14 protein-coding genes and 1 pseudogene are annotated in these 17,789 nt (G+C 59.8%); 7 read left to right on the forward strand and 8 right to left on the reverse strand.

The genetic code is table 11. The features are described 5' to 3' along the window. The first annotated feature begins 11 nt into the window (after window positions 1-11). The 4 genes from KRR38_RS31245 to KRR38_RS31260 all read left to right on the forward strand — a co-directional run bounded on the left by KRR38_RS31245 (window position 12) and on the right by KRR38_RS31260 (window position 3,159). Complete coding sequence (locus KRR38_RS31245; RefSeq protein WP_217407723.1) at window positions 12-713, forward strand: c-type cytochrome; 702 nt, start codon at window positions 12-14, stop codon at window positions 711-713. After that, window positions 710-1,105, forward strand: a complete 396-nt coding sequence (locus tag KRR38_RS31250; RefSeq protein WP_254515799.1) for a cytochrome c — start codon at window positions 710-712, stop codon at window positions 1,103-1,105. Before KRR38_RS31245 ends, KRR38_RS31250 begins: the two co-directional genes overlap by 4 nt. A gap of 27 nt (window positions 1,106-1,132) precedes the next feature. Beyond that, window positions 1,133-2,056 carry a multicopper oxidase domain-containing protein gene (locus KRR38_RS31255; RefSeq protein WP_217407724.1) on the forward strand — a complete coding sequence of 308 codons (924 nt, stop codon included), beginning with the start codon at window positions 1,133-1,135 and terminating at the stop codon, window positions 2,054-2,056. A gap of 848 nt (window positions 2,057-2,904) precedes the next feature. Then, window positions 2,905-3,159 carry a hypothetical protein gene (locus KRR38_RS31260; protein WP_217407725.1) on the forward strand — a complete coding sequence of 85 codons (255 nt, stop codon included), beginning with the start codon at window positions 2,905-2,907 and terminating at the stop codon, window positions 3,157-3,159. Between the two features lie 34 nt (window positions 3,160-3,193). Here the strand turns inward: KRR38_RS31260 and KRR38_RS31265 are convergent, their stop codons facing one another. The 3 genes from KRR38_RS31265 to KRR38_RS31275 all read right to left on the reverse strand — a co-directional run bounded on the left by KRR38_RS31265 (window position 3,194) and on the right by KRR38_RS31275 (window position 8,443). Next, a complete protein-coding gene (locus KRR38_RS31265; protein WP_217407726.1) occupies window positions 3,194-4,582 on the reverse strand; it encodes a PepSY domain-containing protein in 1,389 nt (462 codons plus the stop codon). Continuing rightward, the gene (locus KRR38_RS31270) at window positions 4,579-6,846 is read right to left on the reverse strand and encodes a TonB-dependent receptor (RefSeq protein ID WP_217407727.1); all 2,268 of its coding nucleotides are present in this window, start codon (window positions 6,844-6,846) and stop codon (window positions 4,579-4,581) included. The genes KRR38_RS31265 and KRR38_RS31270 overlap by 4 nt, the downstream gene beginning before the upstream one ends. 787 nt (window positions 6,847-7,633) lie before the next feature. Continuing rightward, the gene (locus KRR38_RS31275; RefSeq protein ID WP_254515833.1) at window positions 7,634-8,443 is read right to left on the reverse strand and encodes an RNA polymerase sigma factor; all 810 of its coding nucleotides are present in this window, start codon (window positions 8,441-8,443) and stop codon (window positions 7,634-7,636) included. Window positions 8,444-8,531: 88 nt separating this feature from the next. Here KRR38_RS31275 and KRR38_RS31280 point away from each other — a divergent pair, with 88 nt between their 5' ends. Next, a complete protein-coding gene (locus tag KRR38_RS31280) occupies window positions 8,532-9,062 on the forward strand; it encodes a DUF4142 domain-containing protein (protein ID WP_217407728.1) in 531 nt (176 codons plus the stop codon). Next, window positions 9,059-9,385 (forward strand): hypothetical protein, encoded by a 327-nt coding sequence (locus tag KRR38_RS31285; RefSeq protein WP_254515800.1) that lies wholly within the window; start codon window positions 9,059-9,061, stop codon window positions 9,383-9,385. The genes KRR38_RS31280 and KRR38_RS31285 overlap by 4 nt, the downstream gene beginning before the upstream one ends. Before the next feature lie 36 nt (window positions 9,386-9,421). Here the strand turns inward: KRR38_RS31285 and KRR38_RS31290 are convergent, their stop codons facing one another. From KRR38_RS31290 to KRR38_RS31305, 5 genes and pseudogenes are all read right to left on the reverse strand, one after another. Next, the gene (locus KRR38_RS31290; protein ID WP_217407729.1) at window positions 9,422-10,216 is read right to left on the reverse strand and encodes a PDZ domain-containing protein; all 795 of its coding nucleotides are present in this window, start codon (window positions 10,214-10,216) and stop codon (window positions 9,422-9,424) included. Between the two features lie 18 nt (window positions 10,217-10,234). After that, a pseudogene (locus tag KRR38_RS37995) lies at window positions 10,235-10,573 on the reverse strand (aspartyl protease family protein); the annotation flags it as partial. Between the two features lie 289 nt (window positions 10,574-10,862). After that, window positions 10,863-11,864 (reverse strand): rod shape-determining protein, encoded by a 1,002-nt coding sequence (locus tag KRR38_RS31295; protein WP_217407730.1) that lies wholly within the window; start codon window positions 11,862-11,864, stop codon window positions 10,863-10,865. A gap of 257 nt (window positions 11,865-12,121) precedes the next feature. Further along, window positions 12,122-13,780 carry a cytochrome c oxidase subunit I gene (gene ctaD / locus KRR38_RS31300; RefSeq protein WP_217407731.1) on the reverse strand — a complete coding sequence of 553 codons (1,659 nt, stop codon included), beginning with the start codon at window positions 13,778-13,780 and terminating at the stop codon, window positions 12,122-12,124. 982 nt (window positions 13,781-14,762) lie between these two features. Beyond that, a complete protein-coding gene (locus KRR38_RS31305; protein ID WP_217407732.1) occupies window positions 14,763-15,575 on the reverse strand; it encodes a universal stress protein in 813 nt (270 codons plus the stop codon). Between the two features lie 415 nt (window positions 15,576-15,990). Between KRR38_RS31305 and KRR38_RS31310 the strand changes: the two genes are divergently transcribed. Then, window positions 15,991-17,787: an assimilatory sulfite reductase (NADPH) flavoprotein subunit gene (locus KRR38_RS31310; protein WP_217407733.1), complete on the forward strand. Its 1,797-nt coding sequence runs from the start codon at window positions 15,991-15,993 to the stop codon at window positions 17,785-17,787. Window positions 17,788-17,789: the final 2 nt, after the last annotated feature.

Genomic DNA, 17,789 nt, shown 5'->3' on the forward strand with positions numbered 1-17,789 from the left:
GGAGTCATGTCATGAAAGCGCCGTTCGTCATCGCCGCCTGCGCAAGTGCCGCAGTCCTCGCCCTTGCCGCGCGCCCTGCCGTTGTCGACGCGCAAGGCTCGTCTTCGGAACTGACGACACAATGCGCGGCATGCCATACGCTCAGCAAGCCCGCCAATGCGACGCTCGAGCACCTATGGACACGCAAAGGTCCCGATCTCTGGTACGCCGGCGACAAGTTCAACAGAGACTGGCTCGTGGCCTGGTTGCAAAACCCGACAACCATCCGCGTTGGCGGCGTGCTCTGGTTCAAGCATGCCAAAGCCGGTGAGCCTCGCGATACGATAGATACCGCCGCGGTCGAGAAGCATCCAAAGGTCGATGCCGCGACCGCCGAGCGGCTGGCAGACGCGCTCCTTCTGCTCAAGAGCGACAGTCTTGTCCCGTCGGGCGGATACAAGCCCGAGGCCGCCAACATGACAATGGGCAAGCTAGCCTTCAGCAAGCTGCGCGGCTGTGTCGCCTGCCATCAGGACGCGCAAGGCGAGGGCGGTCTCTCCGGTCCGGAACTCTACGACGCGGGTAAGCGCCTGCGGCCCGACTACGTGATTGCCTATACCAAGAACCCGCAGTTGTTCGATCCGCACGTCTGGATGCCAACCCCCACGCTGTCCGAGCCCGATCTCCAGCGCCTGACCGGCTACATCACGTCTTTGGGCAAGGAGAACAAATGATGCTCCGCTATGGACTCGCACTCCTTGGTGGCTTTGCCGTGTTGGCGTTGGGGATCACCGCCCATCAGCCAGCGACCGCGGGGACCGAGAGCCCCAAGATTCAGGCGACCGCCCATCTCTACGATACATACTGTGCTCAATGCCACGGTGTTCAGCGGAACGGAAAGGGCATCAATACGGTCGGCCTGTCGGTTCAACCGCGTGACCACAGCGATACCGTCGCGATGTCGTCGCTCCCGCGCGAACAGATCATCAAGGCCATTACCGACGGAGGGGCATCGGTCAACAAGTCAGCTCTGATGCCGTCATGGTCCGGCGTCCTCAGCAAGGACCAGATCGAGGATATGGCCGACTACCTCATGTACGTCTGCAAGTGCGACCAGAAAAAGTGATCATCATCAGCAACGAGGGGTAATAATATGAGAAAATCTCTGCTTCTTGCCGCGTCCGCCTTCATTGGACTGGCCTGCCAGCCTGCGCTTGCCAAGGACGTTGAACTCCGCCTCACCGCCAAAGAGGTTTCCCTGCCGATCGACAACAAGGGGACGATGCAGGCCTCATGGACTTACGAAGGACAGGTTCCCGGGCCCGTGCTGCGCGTCACGGAGGGCGATCGCGTCACGATCGTGCTGACCAATGATGCCGCCAACAAGAACTCGCATTCGATCGACTTGCACGCCGCACGCGTCGACGTCGTCAAGGATTTCGAGGCAATCAAGCCCGGCGAGACGAAGACCTTCAGCTTCGTCGCGACCTACCCGGGCGCCTTTTATTACCATTGCGGCTCCGACCCCATGTATCAGCACATCGCTCGCGGTATGTTCGGCGTTATCCTTGTCGATCCCAAGGATACGAAAGCCCTGCCGCCTGCGGACCGCGAATATGTTCTCGTCCAGTCGGAGGTCTATCCGAACCCCGACGACCTTCACTCGATCATGAAAAGCGACTGGAATCACGTCGTCTTCAACGGCGTCGCCTTCAAGTACGATCCGGTGCACGATCCGGCATCGACGAAAATGCTCGTGGCAAAGCCCGGCGAACGCGTGCGGGTCTATTTCGTCAACGCCGGTCCGAATGAATATTCAACGCTCCATCCCATCGCCGGCATCTGGGACGCTGTCTATCCGAGCGGCAATCCTAAGAACAAGAAAGTCGGTATGCAGAGCCTAGTCGTCGGCCCCGGCGACGGCGCAACCTTCGATCTCATTTCTCCGGTCGAAGGTGCCAATGTAATCGTCGATCATTCCATGGCTCATGCGCATACGGGTGCCATGGCAGTGGTAATGTTTTCGAAAGACGCCGACCCCAATATGGGTCGCGGGAACCTCATCCTCGTACCCTGAGGCTGAGCCCCCTTTTCCCGCGTCCCGGGCGTAGGCAACTGCGCCCAGCGCCGCGGCTTCGCGATGAACCCGGCCGGCCCCCAGCGACCCTACCGGCCGGGTCCATATGCGGCGCCGCGGCGCATACATAACAGGCCAGCCGGTGTAAGAATGCCGCCATCGAGCCCATCCAAGTCAGCGGCATTCGATCATTCAGTTCCGAACGGTCAGCTGCTTCAAATTGACGTGCCGACCCCATCGATTTACGAGTCCGGCTGACAAACAATTCTCGACGCTACAGCATGTACCCGTATCGCCAACTGGTTGCATCAACGTCGTAAGCCTCGAGCGCATATGAGCCTGATCTCGAGGTAACCTTGCGGACGATGAAGTCCAGACGACCCTGCTGCACCGCCAGCTCTCTCGATCAAGGCCGTTGGAGCGCGCGTGCCCAGGATCACGCCCACGACGAGGCCGCTGTCAATCGCCTGGTAGAAGGGCCTGTCAGATGGCCCCGAACATATCACACGGAACTCTTCCTCATAGGCCCATTCCTGCGACTTGGTGAAAAGGGCGGGGGGGCTAACATTTCGGCCCGCGGCACTTGAGACCACCGGAGGTTGGGCACCTGCGATCGATAGGCAATTGCGCCGCTCACCACGTGGTCGGCGAACGTCTCGATGGCCGACACCAACTCCCGCCGATAAATGATCGCGAAACCCCGATGGTCGCGAGCATAGTGTGCCCACATCAGATGGCTGTCCCAGCGCTGAGCGAGGCAAAGCACATAGAGCTGTTGCAGAATATTCTGCCGCGGCACGAAATTGGCATTTCCAGTCTGCGCTCCCGCCGGAAAGATACGCCCAGCCGTGCTCGAGGTCCTCGGCGCTGCAGCCCGGATCTTCGGTCTTCTGCCAAGCGTCAAAGGCCTCACGGCTGGGCACGATCGAGTTGAATTTGAACTCGAAGGGGTCGTCGAACTCGAGCGCGGAGGTGAACTTCAGCGATCCATTATCCACGGCTTTGTCAAAGATATCACCCAGCGCGGGCCCATCGCCGCCGACGAATTTGTAGAACATGGGTCCGACATATCCACATTCGCGGACGTCACTATAGAGCGATAATCAAATAGGCTGACCTGGATTGCTCGGATCGCGCTCATGCCGGAGCGCCGCGCCTTGATGCTCCCAGCCATGCGGCGACCCGGGGCAAATGTGGGAGTGCGAGCCTTTCAAACAGCCAGAGGACCACGAGAGAGGCGGCCAGAAGCGGCAGCACAGCAGCAAGCACCAGCGCTATTGCGACGACGATGCCCATGCGTTCGGTGAATTTCGCGGGGGGCGGTGCGCCGAGCCCGTGTTCGGGTTTACGGCGGCGCCACAGAATGAAACCGCTGATGGCCATGACGATCAGTCCGATTGCAGTCAGCACTCCGATGAGCTGGTTAAGCCAGCCAAAAAGTTGGCCCTCGTGCCAGGCAATCCCGTAGCCGACGATGCGGTCAGCGATATGCCCATCAGCGAAGCCCTCGCGTGCGATCTCCCGACCGGTGCCGGCATCGTAAGTGATGGTCATTTGTAGAGGCCGATTCTGCGCATCGGATCGTACCGTCCAGGCAAAGATGCCATTCGTTCCGGCGGGGTCTGGCGGAGTCACGATGACGGGGAAAGCCAGCTGCTCCTGCTTTGCCTTAACGACAAAATCGTCGATGCTGGTACGAACTGCGGGCGGCGTCGGCACCATGCGCATGGGCGCTGCCTGGTTGTGCATGGCATGGCTGGCGCTGTTCTCGAGCCGGGGCGCTTCGCCGCCTAGTGTCCAAGTCTGCGGACCCTTGAGCCAACCCAGTTCCGTCCGAACAGCCTTGAATGCGCCGCCCCACAGTCCGGCCCAAGGCAGGCCGGTAGCGAGCAATAAGAGAACCAGGCCGGAAATCCAGAACCCGGTCACGGCGTGGAGGTCGCGCCAGAAAACGCGCTTCCCGCTGAGCAATCTCGGCCAGATCACGCCCGCCAGGCCGCCGCGACGCGGCCACCAGAGATAAAGACCTGATAGCACCAGGACGATCGCCCAGCTTGCAACGAGTTCGACGAGCCAACTCCCCCGCTTGCCAAGCAGCAATTGTCCGTGGAGCCGTTTGATCCATGCCATCATGCGCGCCTCTGGCAACATGCTTCCCAACACCTCACCTCGCGGCGAGACGAAGGCATCGCAGGCCACGCGGCCATCCGGTGTGACAAGATGGATCATCGCCGCGTCGCCTGTGCGGTCGGGCAGGCGATAGCTGCTCAGACGCGTGCCGGGGAACGCAGCAAGAGCAGCAGCCACTTGTACGTGCGGTTCGACAGCGGACGCAACCGGCAATCCATGGAAAGCGCGCTCTTCCCATCGCTCCACCTGAGGCTTGAACAGGTAGGCTGCCCCCGTCACCGCCAAGACCAGGATGAAAGGTATGACGATCATTCCTGCATAAAAATGCCAGCGCCAGACGGAGTTATAGAGGCTCGATCGGATGAGGCTCGCCGACCTTGCTTCATCCGCGCTCATTGGAACTCTCCGTTCCATTTCAGGCTGAAGACGAAGGTTCGGCCTGGGTAGGGATGATAGACGAACGCCTTTTCGTTGAGCAGGTTATCGACGCCTGCGGACAACTCGATAGCCCCCAATCGCCTGCTCGCCTTCACGTCGACGAACGAGAAGGATGAAACGCAGTAGAAGGTATCACACCGCGATGTACTGCTATTTTCGATGTTGCGATCAGGCGTGCTTTGATGACGGAAATTTGCAGCCAGTGTCCAATCGGCCGTCGGGCTGTAACGAAGGCTTGCATTGGCCCGCCACATGGGCACGCGGGGAAATTTGTTACCGACCAACGCCGGATTGAGCGGGTTGCGGGTCACTTCCGCGTCGATCCATGAAACATTGGCATCGATCGACAGGCCATCGATCAAGACCTGTTCGGCCGACACGATCAGATCAGCCCCCCAGGTACGGACGTTTCCGATATTGGTCATTAGCGAGCTCTGCGTGAGATCGCCTGTGACAGCATCGGGAACAGCGATGGTCTGCGAGAAGATGGTGTCCCGGACGTCCTGCCGATAGCCCGACAGCGTCATCTTCACATTGCCGAAACGCCGCGAGGTGGTGACTTGCAGGTCAATCGCCCGTTCGGGCTTCAGAGCAGGATTGAAGCCGTTGAGGTCGAGCTCGCCGACATTGGCGCCGTAGGCGATGAGGCCAGCCTGATAGAGTTCGCCCACCGTGGGGAAGCGCGTCGCCAGCGAGGCGGAGACAACGATCTGGGTGAGGGCGTCGGGCTTGAAACTCAGGGCCGCCTTGGGCGACCAGGCATCATTGTGGCGTTCTCCGTATCGGTCAGTGGCGCCGGCAGCAGTAAGGAAGCCCTGCGAGGCGCGCCAGGTTTCGTACCGCAAACCAAAGGTCGCGATAAATCGCGGCGACAACGTGATGCCATCCTCGACGAAAGCGCCGATGAGACGGGTCTTACCACCCGACGCATCGCGAAGACCGGTGACCGTCGCATGCAGCCAATCGGTCGCCGTGTATGTGCGGTTATTGTCCGAGTATCCGGCATAGGAGAGGCCAAGTGCGAGCGTATGGACCCCGAAGCTTTTCTCGGCCGAGACCTCCAAGCTATTCCAACCGGCGTCGTAGCCAAGGAGCCGCCCCGCGAGCGGTCGTGCGCCGGTCACAACATCGAAATTGTCGGAAGTCCGGGTCTTGTCGTCAAGGACGTCGAACCGGCTGAAGGAAACGTCCAACTTCCAGCTTGCGGCTTCGCCCGACAGGCCAACGCCCATCAGCAGTTCGGTCGACCGCGCCGCGCCCACATTTACCCCATCGATGCCGATAAAGGTCGCAGCGCCGCTTGCATCGCGCAGAAAGGTCTTGGGATGGAGCGTATCCTCTCGCTTCGCAAAGAGCGCCGCGAGACCATGTAGAGCCCAGCCGCCGCCCAAGTCATATTGGCCGCGCATACGAAGCTGATCTTCGCTAGAATCCACTGTCGAGTCCTGCGCTCCAATCCGCAGGAAGGAGAGTTCCTTGTCGACGATACCCTGGCTGCCAAAGGGAGATGAAGCGTTGACCGTCCGCCATTCCATTGGCTGACCTTTATTCTCGAAATGCCGGTAGCTTATCGAGAGGCCGCCGCGTGATCCCAATGTGAAATCAAACCCGGCATCGACCGCCCAGCCGAACAGATCTTCGTCAGTTTTATAATATTTGTAGTTCTGGCTGAACACTTGCGTGCTGAGGCGAGCGGCCGAGGCAGTGATGTCACGGGTCTTGAGAAGCAAGGTCCCGCCCATCGAGTTGCCCGAATAGCGCGCAGAGGTCGGCCCATAGATGATCTCTGCACGGGCGATATCGTCCGGAGCCAGCACTCCCCACTTCGGCGCCGTGTCGAAGTCCGCGCCAAGGAAATTCGAGATGTTGAAGCCATCAACCGTCACCAGCGCTCGCGGCGTCTGCGTCGAGTGCATATTTCGGAAGGAGAGCGTCGCATTGGCATCGCCAATGAAGCGTTTACGCACAACCAGAGCGGGCGCGTAGCGTACTGCATCTTCGGCATTGATCGCGTTGATCGCCGCTATCTGCCTACCATCGATCCCAACGCCAAGCGCTGGAGTCTTGAGTTCGTGCAAGCTCCGGTCCTCTAGGCGGCCGGTAACCACAATATCTGAGGCGAGATCGTGGCCACTGTCCTCATCATTCGTGTCTGCGAAGGCTGGAGCGGATGCAGCAAGCAGCGCGGCGAGTCCGCTGGTGGAGAGAAAGAATCTGGACATGACGGGTCCCCGCGAATTGATCGGGATTGCGCAATTGCGCGTTGCCAAGCTGCGAGCATCGGGCGCAGGCCGGTACCCGCGTGCCATCCAGGCAGCGGCCGAAACAGGCTCAAAACATCCGAAGCGATCAAGTGGTACGAGGTGGGCCCTGGGGTGGTGGGCGAAACCGACTGCTGCGCCTCAGGGCAACGGCCGCGACTGCGCGGAATAAGGTCGCAATGATGAAGGCGAGGGCAGTCGCCAACACGAGAGGATCGGCGCCAGCGAGCGAGGGCACCGCCAGGATGGAGAACGTGCAAGGTGCCGGCGAGTTGGAGTGTTTGTTGCTGTCGTCACGATCAGTTTCGTGAATTGCATCGTCGTTCCCTCGGAGCGTCACGGCTTCATATGGTGGAAGAACGCTAAGGCTCTGCCCACTGCAAGGCTGCATGACAAACGCGCCATTCACGATGCCGGGCATGTAGCCCATCGGAACCACAATCCTGACCATCAGCGCTGCTGCAAGCAAGACCGCGGCCTGCCTCCAATGGCCCCGACCAAGGCGGCGGCGAACCGTCACTCCGCCCCGGCCAGTACGGCGGTTGCCGGGCAGGGCGGCGGTGCTGATCTAATTTCCGCTGGAGTACCCACCTCGGCTCCTATTAATATGCAGATAAAATACCTCTATTAGATTTCCAGAAATATGAAAAATGAATTCCATGCCTTACAAGGCGCAACAATTTTGTTGTCTGGAGAGAGGCGGCCGAGGCTGTGCCGATCGCCTCGCACGGGCGGCGCTTCGTCGCGATCAATCGAAGATCTGGATCATCACCCTTTGCGTCAAGGCTTCACAATCAGCACCCGCAAAGGGAAAGGCGCCAATAAGGCTCGCCTGCAGATCAGGAGCCAGGGCCTCACGCAGCCGTCTACGCGCCCGGAATAACCGCGTCTTCACTGTAGGTGCGCTTACGCCGGTGGCGTTGGCAATTTCCTCAATGGTTGCCCCTTCAACCTCCCGCATGACGAAAACGAGCCTGAACTCGGGTGGTAACTCACCGATCGCCGCCTCGAGACGCGCGCGGATCTGTTTGACCGCCAGGTTGCCGTCCGGGCCAGCCCGGTCAATTGATCCGCCCATCAACTTTTCGCGATACTCCTCGAGGTCCACTACCGACTCCGCATCGAGCCTGGCACGTCGGCGCTGCGCAACGCGCTCTCGGCCAAGCGCTTCGTTGATGACGATACGGGTCAGCCAGGTCGAGAGGGACGAACGGCCTTCGAAATCCCCGATCGCCTTGAGGGCAAGGAGATAGCAGGCCTGTACGGCATCTTCCGCTTCCGCGCGATTACCCAGGACGCTCCAAGCCGCGCGAAATAGTCGCTGGTTGTTCCTTTCCGTCATGAGCCGGACGGCGCGAGGATCCCGCTGGCTCACCCGCTTGGCCAGATCGACATCGGAAAGTTGAGCAATATCCTTTTGGGTAACGGGCATCGTCATCATCGTCTTTCGTCTGAGCGAACCAATCTGCCCGACCTTATGGGCAATGCCCGGGATCGTCGCGGTTGCCTCGAATGACGCTTGGATGCCGCGTGAACGCAAAGGTTCCCGAGGAAGCATCTTCGACAATCACGGGAACCCTGGCCGCGCTTCGACATCCAAGCCGTGTGGGCAGGAATTGGCCTCCCATCAGTGGAAGGATATCGAGATGCTGAAGAAGGTCGCCCTACTTGGGGCCGCGAGCCTGCTCATGATCTCCGGCGTTGCCATCTCGCAGGACAAGCCTGCACTCAACGATGCCCAGATAGCGCATATCGCCTACACGGCCGGCGCCATCGACGTGACCGCAGGCAAGCAGGCGCTGGAAAAATCTAGGAACAGCGCGGTCCGGGAATTCGCGCAGGAAATGGTCCGTGATCATCAGGCGGTCAACGATCAGGCCCTCGCATTGGTCAGGAAGCTCGGCGTTTCGCCTCAAGACAATCCCACTAGCCAGGCGCTCTCGCAACAGGCTACCGCAAAGCACACAGAGCTGGCACGGCTCCGCGGCGCAGCTTTCGACCAGGCCTATCTCCGTAACGAAGTCGCCTATCACCGCACGGTCAACGCCGCGCTCAAGGACACGCTCATTCCAGGCGCGCACAATGGTGAACTCAAGTCATTGCTGCAGACCGGGCTCACCCTGTTCACCGAGCACCAGACTCACGCCGAGCAGCTCGCAGCGAGAAACCACCGATGATGCGGCGTGCCGCCACGCTCTTCGCGGTCGTCCTGGTAGCGCTTCCAAGCGCTGCCATCGCCGCACCCCCGCCGCGGACCTACACCATCCTCATTGACAAGATGAAATATGGTCAGTTGCCGCCCGGCCTTCGGGTCGGCGATACGATCATCTGGGTCAACCGCGATCTTTTCCGGCACACGGCAACAGCTTCGGACCGCAGCTTCGAGGTCGACCTGATGCCGGCAAAGAGTGGTAGGATGGTCTTGCGGCAGCCCGGCTCGATCGCTTTTTTCTGCCGGTTCCATCCGGGCATGCGCGGGCAGCTCAACGTTGCGCGGTGAGAATTCTCTCCGCCGCGTCGCCGTCGGCTTCCAGGATCAAAAGTAGTCCTTGAGGACGAGGTCGATCTCGCGCCCGACTTCGAGAGTCAGCGATATTCGGGTGCCCGCAGCCTGGCGACCAAGCCTTTTGCCCGCTACGGGATAACCGACATCGACAGGCAGCCCGTCGATTGCGACAATGCGATCGCCCGCGATCATACCCTGCTCGTGGGCTGGGCTCCCCAAGGCAACATGCCTGACGAGCAAATGATCCGGAAAGCGCTGGGCACCTATGCCAGAGCGGTCCCGCAACAGTGGCAAGGCAAGACGATCCTCATCCGCGCGAATGTAAAGATCGCGGTCAAACTCAAAGACGAGGTCGAAGGCAGCGAACGCCGGCCATCCCAGATTGATCGGAGCATCCAGCGACCAGTTCGGGATGACGCAGGCAGGCACATCATGCAGGACATAGTCTGCGAATTTCAGCGATCCCAACGTGAACTGCCGGCCTACGATACTCCCCTCCAGTCCCGCGGTCATGGTCGTCGAGACCGGCCGGGAAAGCAGCCCGGCCTCAGCAGCATATTGTTCCGACATGCTGCAGACGAGATTGCTGCCCAGGTCGAGGACCGCAGGCTGCGGCTGCAGATCCTCGAGCTGGGTCTGGAAAATCGGAAGGCCATGCCGGCTTCGAGTGAACTCGAGACGCGCATGACCGGTAGCTTCTTCCGGCGGGAAGGCCGCCGCGATACGCGCACGTCCGCGCGAGAACTGACACTCCAGAACCGCGCGCGTGAGGACATCTCGGCCAATGAGTATGGGGCATTCGCCGGGGAAGGCGGCCTCGAGCATCGCCAGATCGTGACAGGCGACGTCGAGGTCCGAGACACTTGCCGCTCCTGCCCGGAGTTGCATCGCCCTGTATAATGGTACCGAATAGCACGCGGTGAACATAGTCGCGCACGTAGCGCCCGACGGCTTCATTCCGGTCCGTGCTATCAATTTCGGGCTAACAACGCTCCGGGTGGCTCCCGTGTCGATCACGCCCCGAACACCTAGACCCTCTAATAGCGCCGGAACTGACAGATATTTCGTCGCTTCCGGATCGAAGTCATACCAAATCCCCTCTCCGATTTTGTCCGCCTTGGGGATTGTCTCAAAAGAAACGCTGATATTTTGCCCACTATACATCGAACTGGAATCATCCATCCCTAAGACGGGCCAGGCCTATCCGTGATATGGCAAGCCGCCTTCGGGCGAATTCGGACCAGTAGTGATGCTTTGCAAACGAAATATATTGATGGATTTCTAAAGATTATTTGCCGTAACGCCGCCCCGACCTTACGTGATTCCAGGGTTGGTCTTCGATACCGGGGCCTCGTTAGAGCCCCGCGTAGGCACAAGGCGGGAACTCGCCGGACCGCGAAAACGGCCTGCATTTCAACGCAAGAAATGCGCGAGATGGTCGGTCAGACATGCGCTGGAACACGCCACGCCGCTAGGCGACGAGCATCTGATGCAATCCGAGCGCCACGCAATTCGCGGGTTCGTTGGCGACCACTACATCCAAGCCAGTTGCCGCCGTAATCATCGTACTCATCAACGGCATCAGCGCGCCGCCGCCTGTTAGCATGACGCCGCGGTCGTAGATGTCCTGGCTCAGTTCTGGAGCGGTCCGGCCGAGGACGGTCCGGACGACCTGAACGATCTGGTCGATATGCTTCTCGACGACCCGGTCGAACTCCGAGATCGCCACCTCGATCGTTTTCGGGAGACCTCCCCGCAAACATCGCCCTTTCACCGCAACCATGGCATCGCGCGCATCGGCACCTTGCCGTTTCGCAGCGTAGTCCATTTTTAGCTGCTCGGCGGTGAGATTTCCGATCAGGAATTTGTGGTGCAGATGCAGATGATCGGCGATGGCCTTATCGAGCGAGGCGCCTCCAATCCGAACGGTTCCCGTTTCGCAGGTTCCTCCCAGCGAGAAGATCGCGACCTCGGTGGTGCCGGCACCGCATTCCACAACCATTGACCCTGCCGCGTCCTCGACCTGGAGACCGGCTCCGATCGCCGCCGCCAGAGGTTCGGTCACGAGGCTCACTTTGCCGAAGCCAGCATCGTTGGCAGCCGTCAACATTGCACTGCGCTCAGCCTGTGTCGCATCCGCAGGCACTCCAATGAGAGCGTTGGGAGATCTGGCGCGCCTCGCGCCAACCGACCTCGACAGCGCATGGCGCAGCAGGCCCTTGGCGGCATCGATGTCCTGCAGGACGCCGCGGCAAAGGGGCCTTTTGATGTTGAGATTCGCAGGGGTCCGATCCAGCATCGGCTGGACCTCAGCGCCTGCGGCGATCAGATCCGAGAATCCATCACGTTTCGAGAAACAGCAGAGCGACGGTTCGTCAAAGACGATACCCTCATCTCGGCTCATCACACGTACATTGGCGGTTCCGAAATCAATCGCGATCTCGGGCCGCCTCCAGGATAAAATCGACGCCACGCAGGCGCTCTAGCAGAGGCGTCGGCGTTTGTCTCTCGTTGTGACCATCGGCAAAGGGATAGGAAAGCAGGGTCGGTAGAGCCTGACCTGCCGACCAACGTGCTTCCCATTTTTCAATTCCTTACGCACAAGTACGCTCACGAGAGCAACTCGGACTGGGGGCATGGCGTACGAGCATGGCAGGATTTGTCTGGTCTACGCTAATCGGCGCCTCCCAATTCCCCATGTCTGGTCTAGGATTCTCGGTCGCCGACCTATCAACGGATGTCGGGAGGTGTCTCGAACTGATGGAACGGCGGCGGGCTGGAAAGCGTCCATTCTAGCGTTGTCGCCCCATCGCCCCAGGGGTTGTCGCCGGCCCGCTTGCCCCAGACAAACGACCAGATGATGTTGGCGAAAAAGAACAGCATCCCGAAAGCCATAACAGCATAACCAATTGATGCTACATGGTTCCAATAGGCGAACCCCTCGGGATAATCGGGATATCGGCGCGGCATTCCCTGGAGCCCGAGAAAATGCATCGGGAAAAACAAGATATTCACGCCAATGAAGAATATCCAGAAATGCAGCTTGCCGAGCAACTCACTGTACATTCTGCCCGTCATCTTCGGGAACCAGAAGTAGAAACCCGCAAACAACGAAAACACTGCGCCGAGAGACAGGACATAGTGGAAATGCGCTATGACATAATAGGTGTCCTGTAGCACGTCGTCGATGCCGCCATTGGCGAGCACTACACCGGTGACCCCACCGATCGTGAACATGAAAATGAACCCCAGAGCCCAGAGCAACGGCGTGCGGAACGTCAAGGATCCTCCCCATAGTGTCGCAAGCCAGGAGAAGATCTTGATTCCAGTGGGAACCGCAATGACCATCGAAGCGGCAGTGAAATACATCTTCAGGTTGATCGACATGCCCACTGTGAACATGTGGTGTGCCCAAACGATAAACCCGATGACGGCAATAGCGATCATCGCGTAGACCATGCCGAGATAGCCGAACACCGGCTTTCGGCTAAAAGTCGATGTGACCTGGCTGACGATACCGAACCCCGGAATAATCATGATGTAGACTTCTGGGTGTCCGAAAAACCAGAACAGGTGCTGATAGAGGACGGGGTCGCCGCCGCCGGACGGGTCAAAAAAAGTAGTGCCGAAATTTCTGTCGGTCAGGAGCATAGTGATCGCGGAAGCGAGCACGGGCAGGGCAAAGAGCAGCATGAAAGCAGTTACCAGGATCGACCAGCAGAAGAGTGGCATTTTGTGGAGCGTCATGCCTGGCGCGCGCATGTTGAAGATGGTCGTGATGAAATTGATCGCACCGAGGATCGAGGAAATTCCGGCCAAGTGCATAGCGAAGATGACCATGTCGACGGCGGGACCTGGAGATCCGCTCGTCGATAGAGGAGCGTAGAGCGTCCAACCGGTCCCCGCACCATTGCCTGATCCGCCGGGCACGAACGCTGAAGCCAGAAAAAGCGGGAAGGAAACGGCCAATAGCCAGAAGCTGACATTGTTCATGCGCGGGAACGCCATGTCCGGCGCACCGATCATGAGCGGAACGAGCCAGTTGCCAAAGCCGCCGACCATTGCCGGCATGATCACGTAGAAGATCATGATGAGGCCGTGTGCGGTGATCAGGACGTTCCACAGGTGCAGCGCTCCAGAAAAGTCGCTGCTCCCCAGCCAAAGCGGCAGGTACTGGATCCCCGGCTCCGCGAGTTCGAGCCGCATCAGACCTGAGATCGCACCGCCGAGGATGCCGGCGACGATCGAAAAGATCAGGTAGAGTGTCCCGATGTCTTTGTGATTTGTCGACATGAACCAGCGAGCGAAGAACGCCGGTTTGCCATCGTGCTCGTCCTCATGCTCGCCTGCTGGCGCCCGAAATTCATTCGTCACTGCGGTAACAGCCATCGTCGTCTACTCCGCGTTGCTCGGAGACGATGGCGTTCAGAAACCGTTGAAATGCTGTCGGCGGGCGCATGCTATCCACGCCCGCGCAACAAAGATTGCACGGTCATCGTCACGTTGATGTGGCGGATCGTCTCTACGAATTAGGGCCTATCATTCAGCCTATCCGCAACAAAGATCATCTTTTCGTTGGATCACAGCAAGAATATTGAGGCATCCTCAAAGTCGCGTCAGTAACCCTCGTCGACCCACCGCGAAAAGATCTGCTTCATTGGCTTTGCAGCGATCACTGCGTGCGCACCTGGGAGACTGTTAAAGGGTGCCGCCGCAGCTGAAGAAATGCATGTGACCCTGCCTTTTCATAAAGGAAGCTGCCGATACAACCACCCTGCAACGTACCGACCTGCCCGGGGTGAATGGATGAGGATCGTGGCGATCTGGCTTAGCCTCGCCGCAACCTCTTAGGGATCGCGTGTGCCTGTATGCACCGCCTCATAGACATATCGCCGGCGCGCGACAAAACCGTCCTCGTTCAGCATCTCCAGCAGGTTTCCTGCCGGCTGGGCAGCACTCGGATGCAGGATATCCGATCCGGCACTCATGGTCCTACATATCAATTGAATTTGCGTCGTTCGTTCTATGAAACGAAGCGGGCGCGCGTCCCGCTATCGGGACCCGAAAAAGCCACCCAACAGCGCGTAACCATCGTCATGGAGTGACCGCAGAGCTTCGTCGGTATCGAAGGCTACGCGCCACTCGCCAGCTATCAAATCGATAGCTCTTATGAACGTCCAGCAGATCGATCCGCGGACCCCACGAGGCAAGGATTGCCCTTTTACATCGCTGGAGAGGGCATACTGGGGCCAACCGGAGAGTCGAAAGAGGAAGGCACGATGGACCTCCGCGTTATCCGTCCCTTCGACTTGCGTTGGAAACACATAGGTGCTGGCAGGAAGATAGGTCACACTACCCATGACGCGACGCCTCAGTGAGATAGGAACAAGGCGGCAGGGGAGCCGCTATCCAGCAACAGCTGCGTGGTACCACCGAAAATGAAGCGCTGAAGTCGCGGATGACCAAACGCGCCGGCGACAAGAATATCGGCGCCCAAGTCCCTTACGCCGCCCAGAATCGCTTGGCCCGCATCTCCTTGCGTATGGAGTACGACCGCATCGGCTTTGATCCCTTGATCTGCCAGATAGTCCACTGCGCGCGATCCGTCGCACGGATGCGCCATCGCATGCGGCACGCTCAGGATGACAACCTTGGTAGCACCTCGGAGCAGCGGCACCGCGCGCCGCAGCGCGCGCGACGCCTCCCGGCCACCATCCCAGGCAATGGCTATCGTTCCGTCCGCCTTGGTGGGCTTGTCGGCAATGATCGCCGGGCGACGCTCGTCGAGCAGAATTTGCTGAAATGCGTTCGCAAGAAACCCATGTCCGCGCGAAACCGACCGCTCCCAGATCACCACGTCGGCTAGTCTGGACACCGTCCGCAACCCGATCCAATCATCGGCGGTCACGGCTTCGAACTTGGTTTTGGGATAGTCCAGCGACGCAAGCAGATCGCGGCAACGCGCCTGGCCCCTGTCGGCGCTCTCTTGCATAGCGGCGACGGCGACATCGGTCGGACCATATCCGCCTTCCCCAGCCCAACTGAATAGACTGATGGGTGAAGGCGACGCGTAGACCACGTTGATCGCGGCGTTGAATGGCTCAGCCAGTGCCTTGGCGATCGCCAGGAGTGCGGCATCGTTGTCGCCGCCCAGGACGGGTACAAGAATTTCGGTCCAAACCATCAGATCCCCAGTTCAATTTATTAGTGGCCGAACACCCGGTTGCGCCGCGACATGTCGACGCAACCGGATATCCGCGACGTCCGAGGGGGCGTGCGACCATAGTGGACCAAAATTAAATGCGGACAAGCGAATGGTATTGTCGTTTAGTAGCAAAAATATTGCTCGAAATGGCTAAGCCGCTTTCCGGCCGACCAACCCTTCCCAAACACAGTGCAGAGCCGGGCGCCACGCTGGGTGGGCATTTAGCGTAAATATTTTGCGCTAAATGCCCAATAATAGTCGTTTGCATTATGGATTGTGGTTTTGCAAACTCTGGTCTCGGAATGAATGCTTCAGACGACGGCAGCCGGAGATGTCCTGACCGACCAGGCCGGAGCCTCAGGAAAGGAAGCTGAAAAATCAAGGAATGAACCGCATGTATGCGTCGGATCTCCCGGGGAACCCCCTGACCCTGGAACAATGGCGGCAGGTCGAAGGACTGACCCGGTCGCTCAATCCGATGCAGACGAATTGGCTCAGCGGTTACTTCGCAGGACTAGACGCCGGTTTGCGGGAGCCCCAACCGCAGCCGGCGTCCCTTGTCGCACCGCGCACGCTCACCATCCTCTACGGCACCGAGACAGGCAACGCAGCAGAACTCGGCCAGTCGCTCGCGACGACCTTTCGGGACAAGGGAGTAGCCTGCAACCTCCAGGACATGGCCGACTACAAGGTGCGTCAGCTTGGCCGGGAGCAGGATTTGCTGATCATTGCCAGCACCTATGGGCAGGGCGACCCGCCACAACCGGCAACAGGCTTCTTCGAATTTGTCGAAAGCCGCAAAGCGCCGAAGCTCGAAGATGTTCGGTTCAGCGTGCTCGCGCTCGGAGATTCGACCTATGAATTCTACTGCCAAGCCGGAAAACGGCTCGATCAGCGCTTCGAGGAACTCGGGGCCAAGCGCCTTGCCGCCCGCGTCGATTGCGATGTCGACTATGAGGAGGCGGCCGAGGCTTGGATACGGTCGCTCGTGGATATCCTCGCAGCGGAAATCCCGCCCAACCCTGCGCCCGGCCTGAGCCTACGCGACCAGGAGGCTTTCGCACCAGCGACAGCCCACGACAAGCGCAACCCATTTCCGGCGCCGGTCATCGAGAACATCGCCATCGTCGGGCGCGGCTCCACCAAGGAGACCCGGCATATCGAGTTCTCGCTCGCAGGATCGGACTTGGCCTACGAGCCGGGGGATGCGCTCGGGATTGCGGCGACGAATGATCCCGCCGTTGTGGCTGAGCTCCTGGAGGCCCTTTCGCTGGCCCCTGAGGCAGAGTTCGACCTAAAGGGCCAGCACTGCTCAATCGGTGACGCTCTGACCAATCGCTTCGAAATCACCGCGGCCACACCGCGCTTTCTGGACTATTGGGCGCTGCTGAGCGACGCGGTCTTCCTCAAGCAGTTGCAGGAAGAGGACCGCGCCGGCGAACGCTCCGTGTTCCTGCGCACCCATCACCTCGTCGACATCGTCCGCCGGTTTCCTGTGCGCGACGTCATGCCGCAAGGTTTCGTCTCGGCGCTCAGGCCGCTTCAGCCTCGGCTCTATTCGCTGGCCTCGAGCCTCTGCGCGGCGCCCGACGAAGCTCACCTCACGGTCGCGCCCTTGCGTTACAGCCTCCATGGCGCTGGCCGCAGCGGCGTAGCCTCCGGCCTACTGGCCGACCGCGCCGAAATTGACACCGTTCTTCCCGTCTACATTCAGAGCAACCAGCACTTCCGGTTACCCGCATCCGATGCTCCTATCCTGATGATCGGAGCCGGGACCGGTGTCGCGCCCTATCGGGCCTTCTTGCAGGACCGCGAGGCGAAGGCCGTTTCCGGCAAGAGCTGGCTTTTCTTTGGCGAGAGAAACTTCCGCACCGATTTCCTCTACCAAACCGAATGGCAGGGGTGGCTCAAAGACGGCACGCTTACCCGCATGGACGTCGCCTTCTCGCGCGACCGTGCCGACAAAGTCTATGTTCAGCACCGCATGAAGGAACGAAGCCGCGACATATTCGCCTGGCTGGAAGAAGGAGCGCATGTTTACGTCTGCGGGGATGCCACCAATCTCGCGCCCGACGTCCACGAAGCGCTGATCGATATCGTGGCGCACGAAGCCCATACTGGCCGCGAGGCGGCGGAGGACTACGTCCGCTCCCTCCAGGCCGACCACCGCTATCAGCGCGACGTCTATTGAAG

Source organism: Novosphingobium sp. G106, from assembly GCF_019075875.1.
Classification (GTDB): Bacteria; Pseudomonadota; Alphaproteobacteria; order Sphingomonadales; family Sphingomonadaceae; genus Novosphingobium.

What these genes read in the sequence shown, in the direction of transcription:
- KRR38_RS31245 (WP_217407723.1), top strand. Translation starts at nt 12, where the DNA reads ATGAAAGCGCCGTTCGTCATCGCCGCCTGCGCAAGTGCCGCAGTCCTC.
- KRR38_RS31250 (WP_254515799.1), top strand. Translation starts at nt 710, where the DNA reads ATGATGCTCCGCTATGGACTCGCACTCCTTGGTGGCTTTGCCGTGTTG.
- KRR38_RS31255 (WP_217407724.1), top strand. Translation starts at nt 1,133, where the DNA reads ATGAGAAAATCTCTGCTTCTTGCCGCGTCCGCCTTCATTGGACTGGCC.
- KRR38_RS31265 (WP_217407726.1), bottom strand. Translation starts at nt 4,582, where the DNA reads ATGAGCGCGGATGAAGCAAGGTCGGCGAGCCTCATCCGATCGAGCCTC.
- KRR38_RS31270 (WP_217407727.1), bottom strand. Translation starts at nt 6,846, where the DNA reads ATGTCCAGATTCTTTCTCTCCACCAGCGGACTCGCCGCGCTGCTTGCT.
- KRR38_RS31275 (WP_254515833.1), bottom strand. Translation starts at nt 8,443, where the DNA reads ATGCTTCCTCGGGAACCTTTGCGTTCACGCGGCATCCAAGCGTCATTC.
- KRR38_RS31280 (WP_217407728.1), top strand. Translation starts at nt 8,532, where the DNA reads ATGCTGAAGAAGGTCGCCCTACTTGGGGCCGCGAGCCTGCTCATGATC.
- KRR38_RS31285 (WP_254515800.1), top strand. Translation starts at nt 9,059, where the DNA reads ATGATGCGGCGTGCCGCCACGCTCTTCGCGGTCGTCCTGGTAGCGCTT.
- KRR38_RS31290 (WP_217407729.1), bottom strand. Translation starts at nt 10,216, where the DNA reads ATGCTCGAGGCCGCCTTCCCCGGCGAATGCCCCATACTCATTGGCCGA.
- ctaD (WP_217407731.1), bottom strand. Translation starts at nt 13,780, where the DNA reads ATGGCTGTTACCGCAGTGACGAATGAATTTCGGGCGCCAGCAGGCGAG.
- KRR38_RS31305 (WP_217407732.1), bottom strand. Translation starts at nt 15,575, where the DNA reads ATGGTTTGGACCGAAATTCTTGTACCCGTCCTGGGCGGCGACAACGAT.
- KRR38_RS31310 (WP_217407733.1), top strand. Translation starts at nt 15,991, where the DNA reads ATGTATGCGTCGGATCTCCCGGGGAACCCCCTGACCCTGGAACAATGG.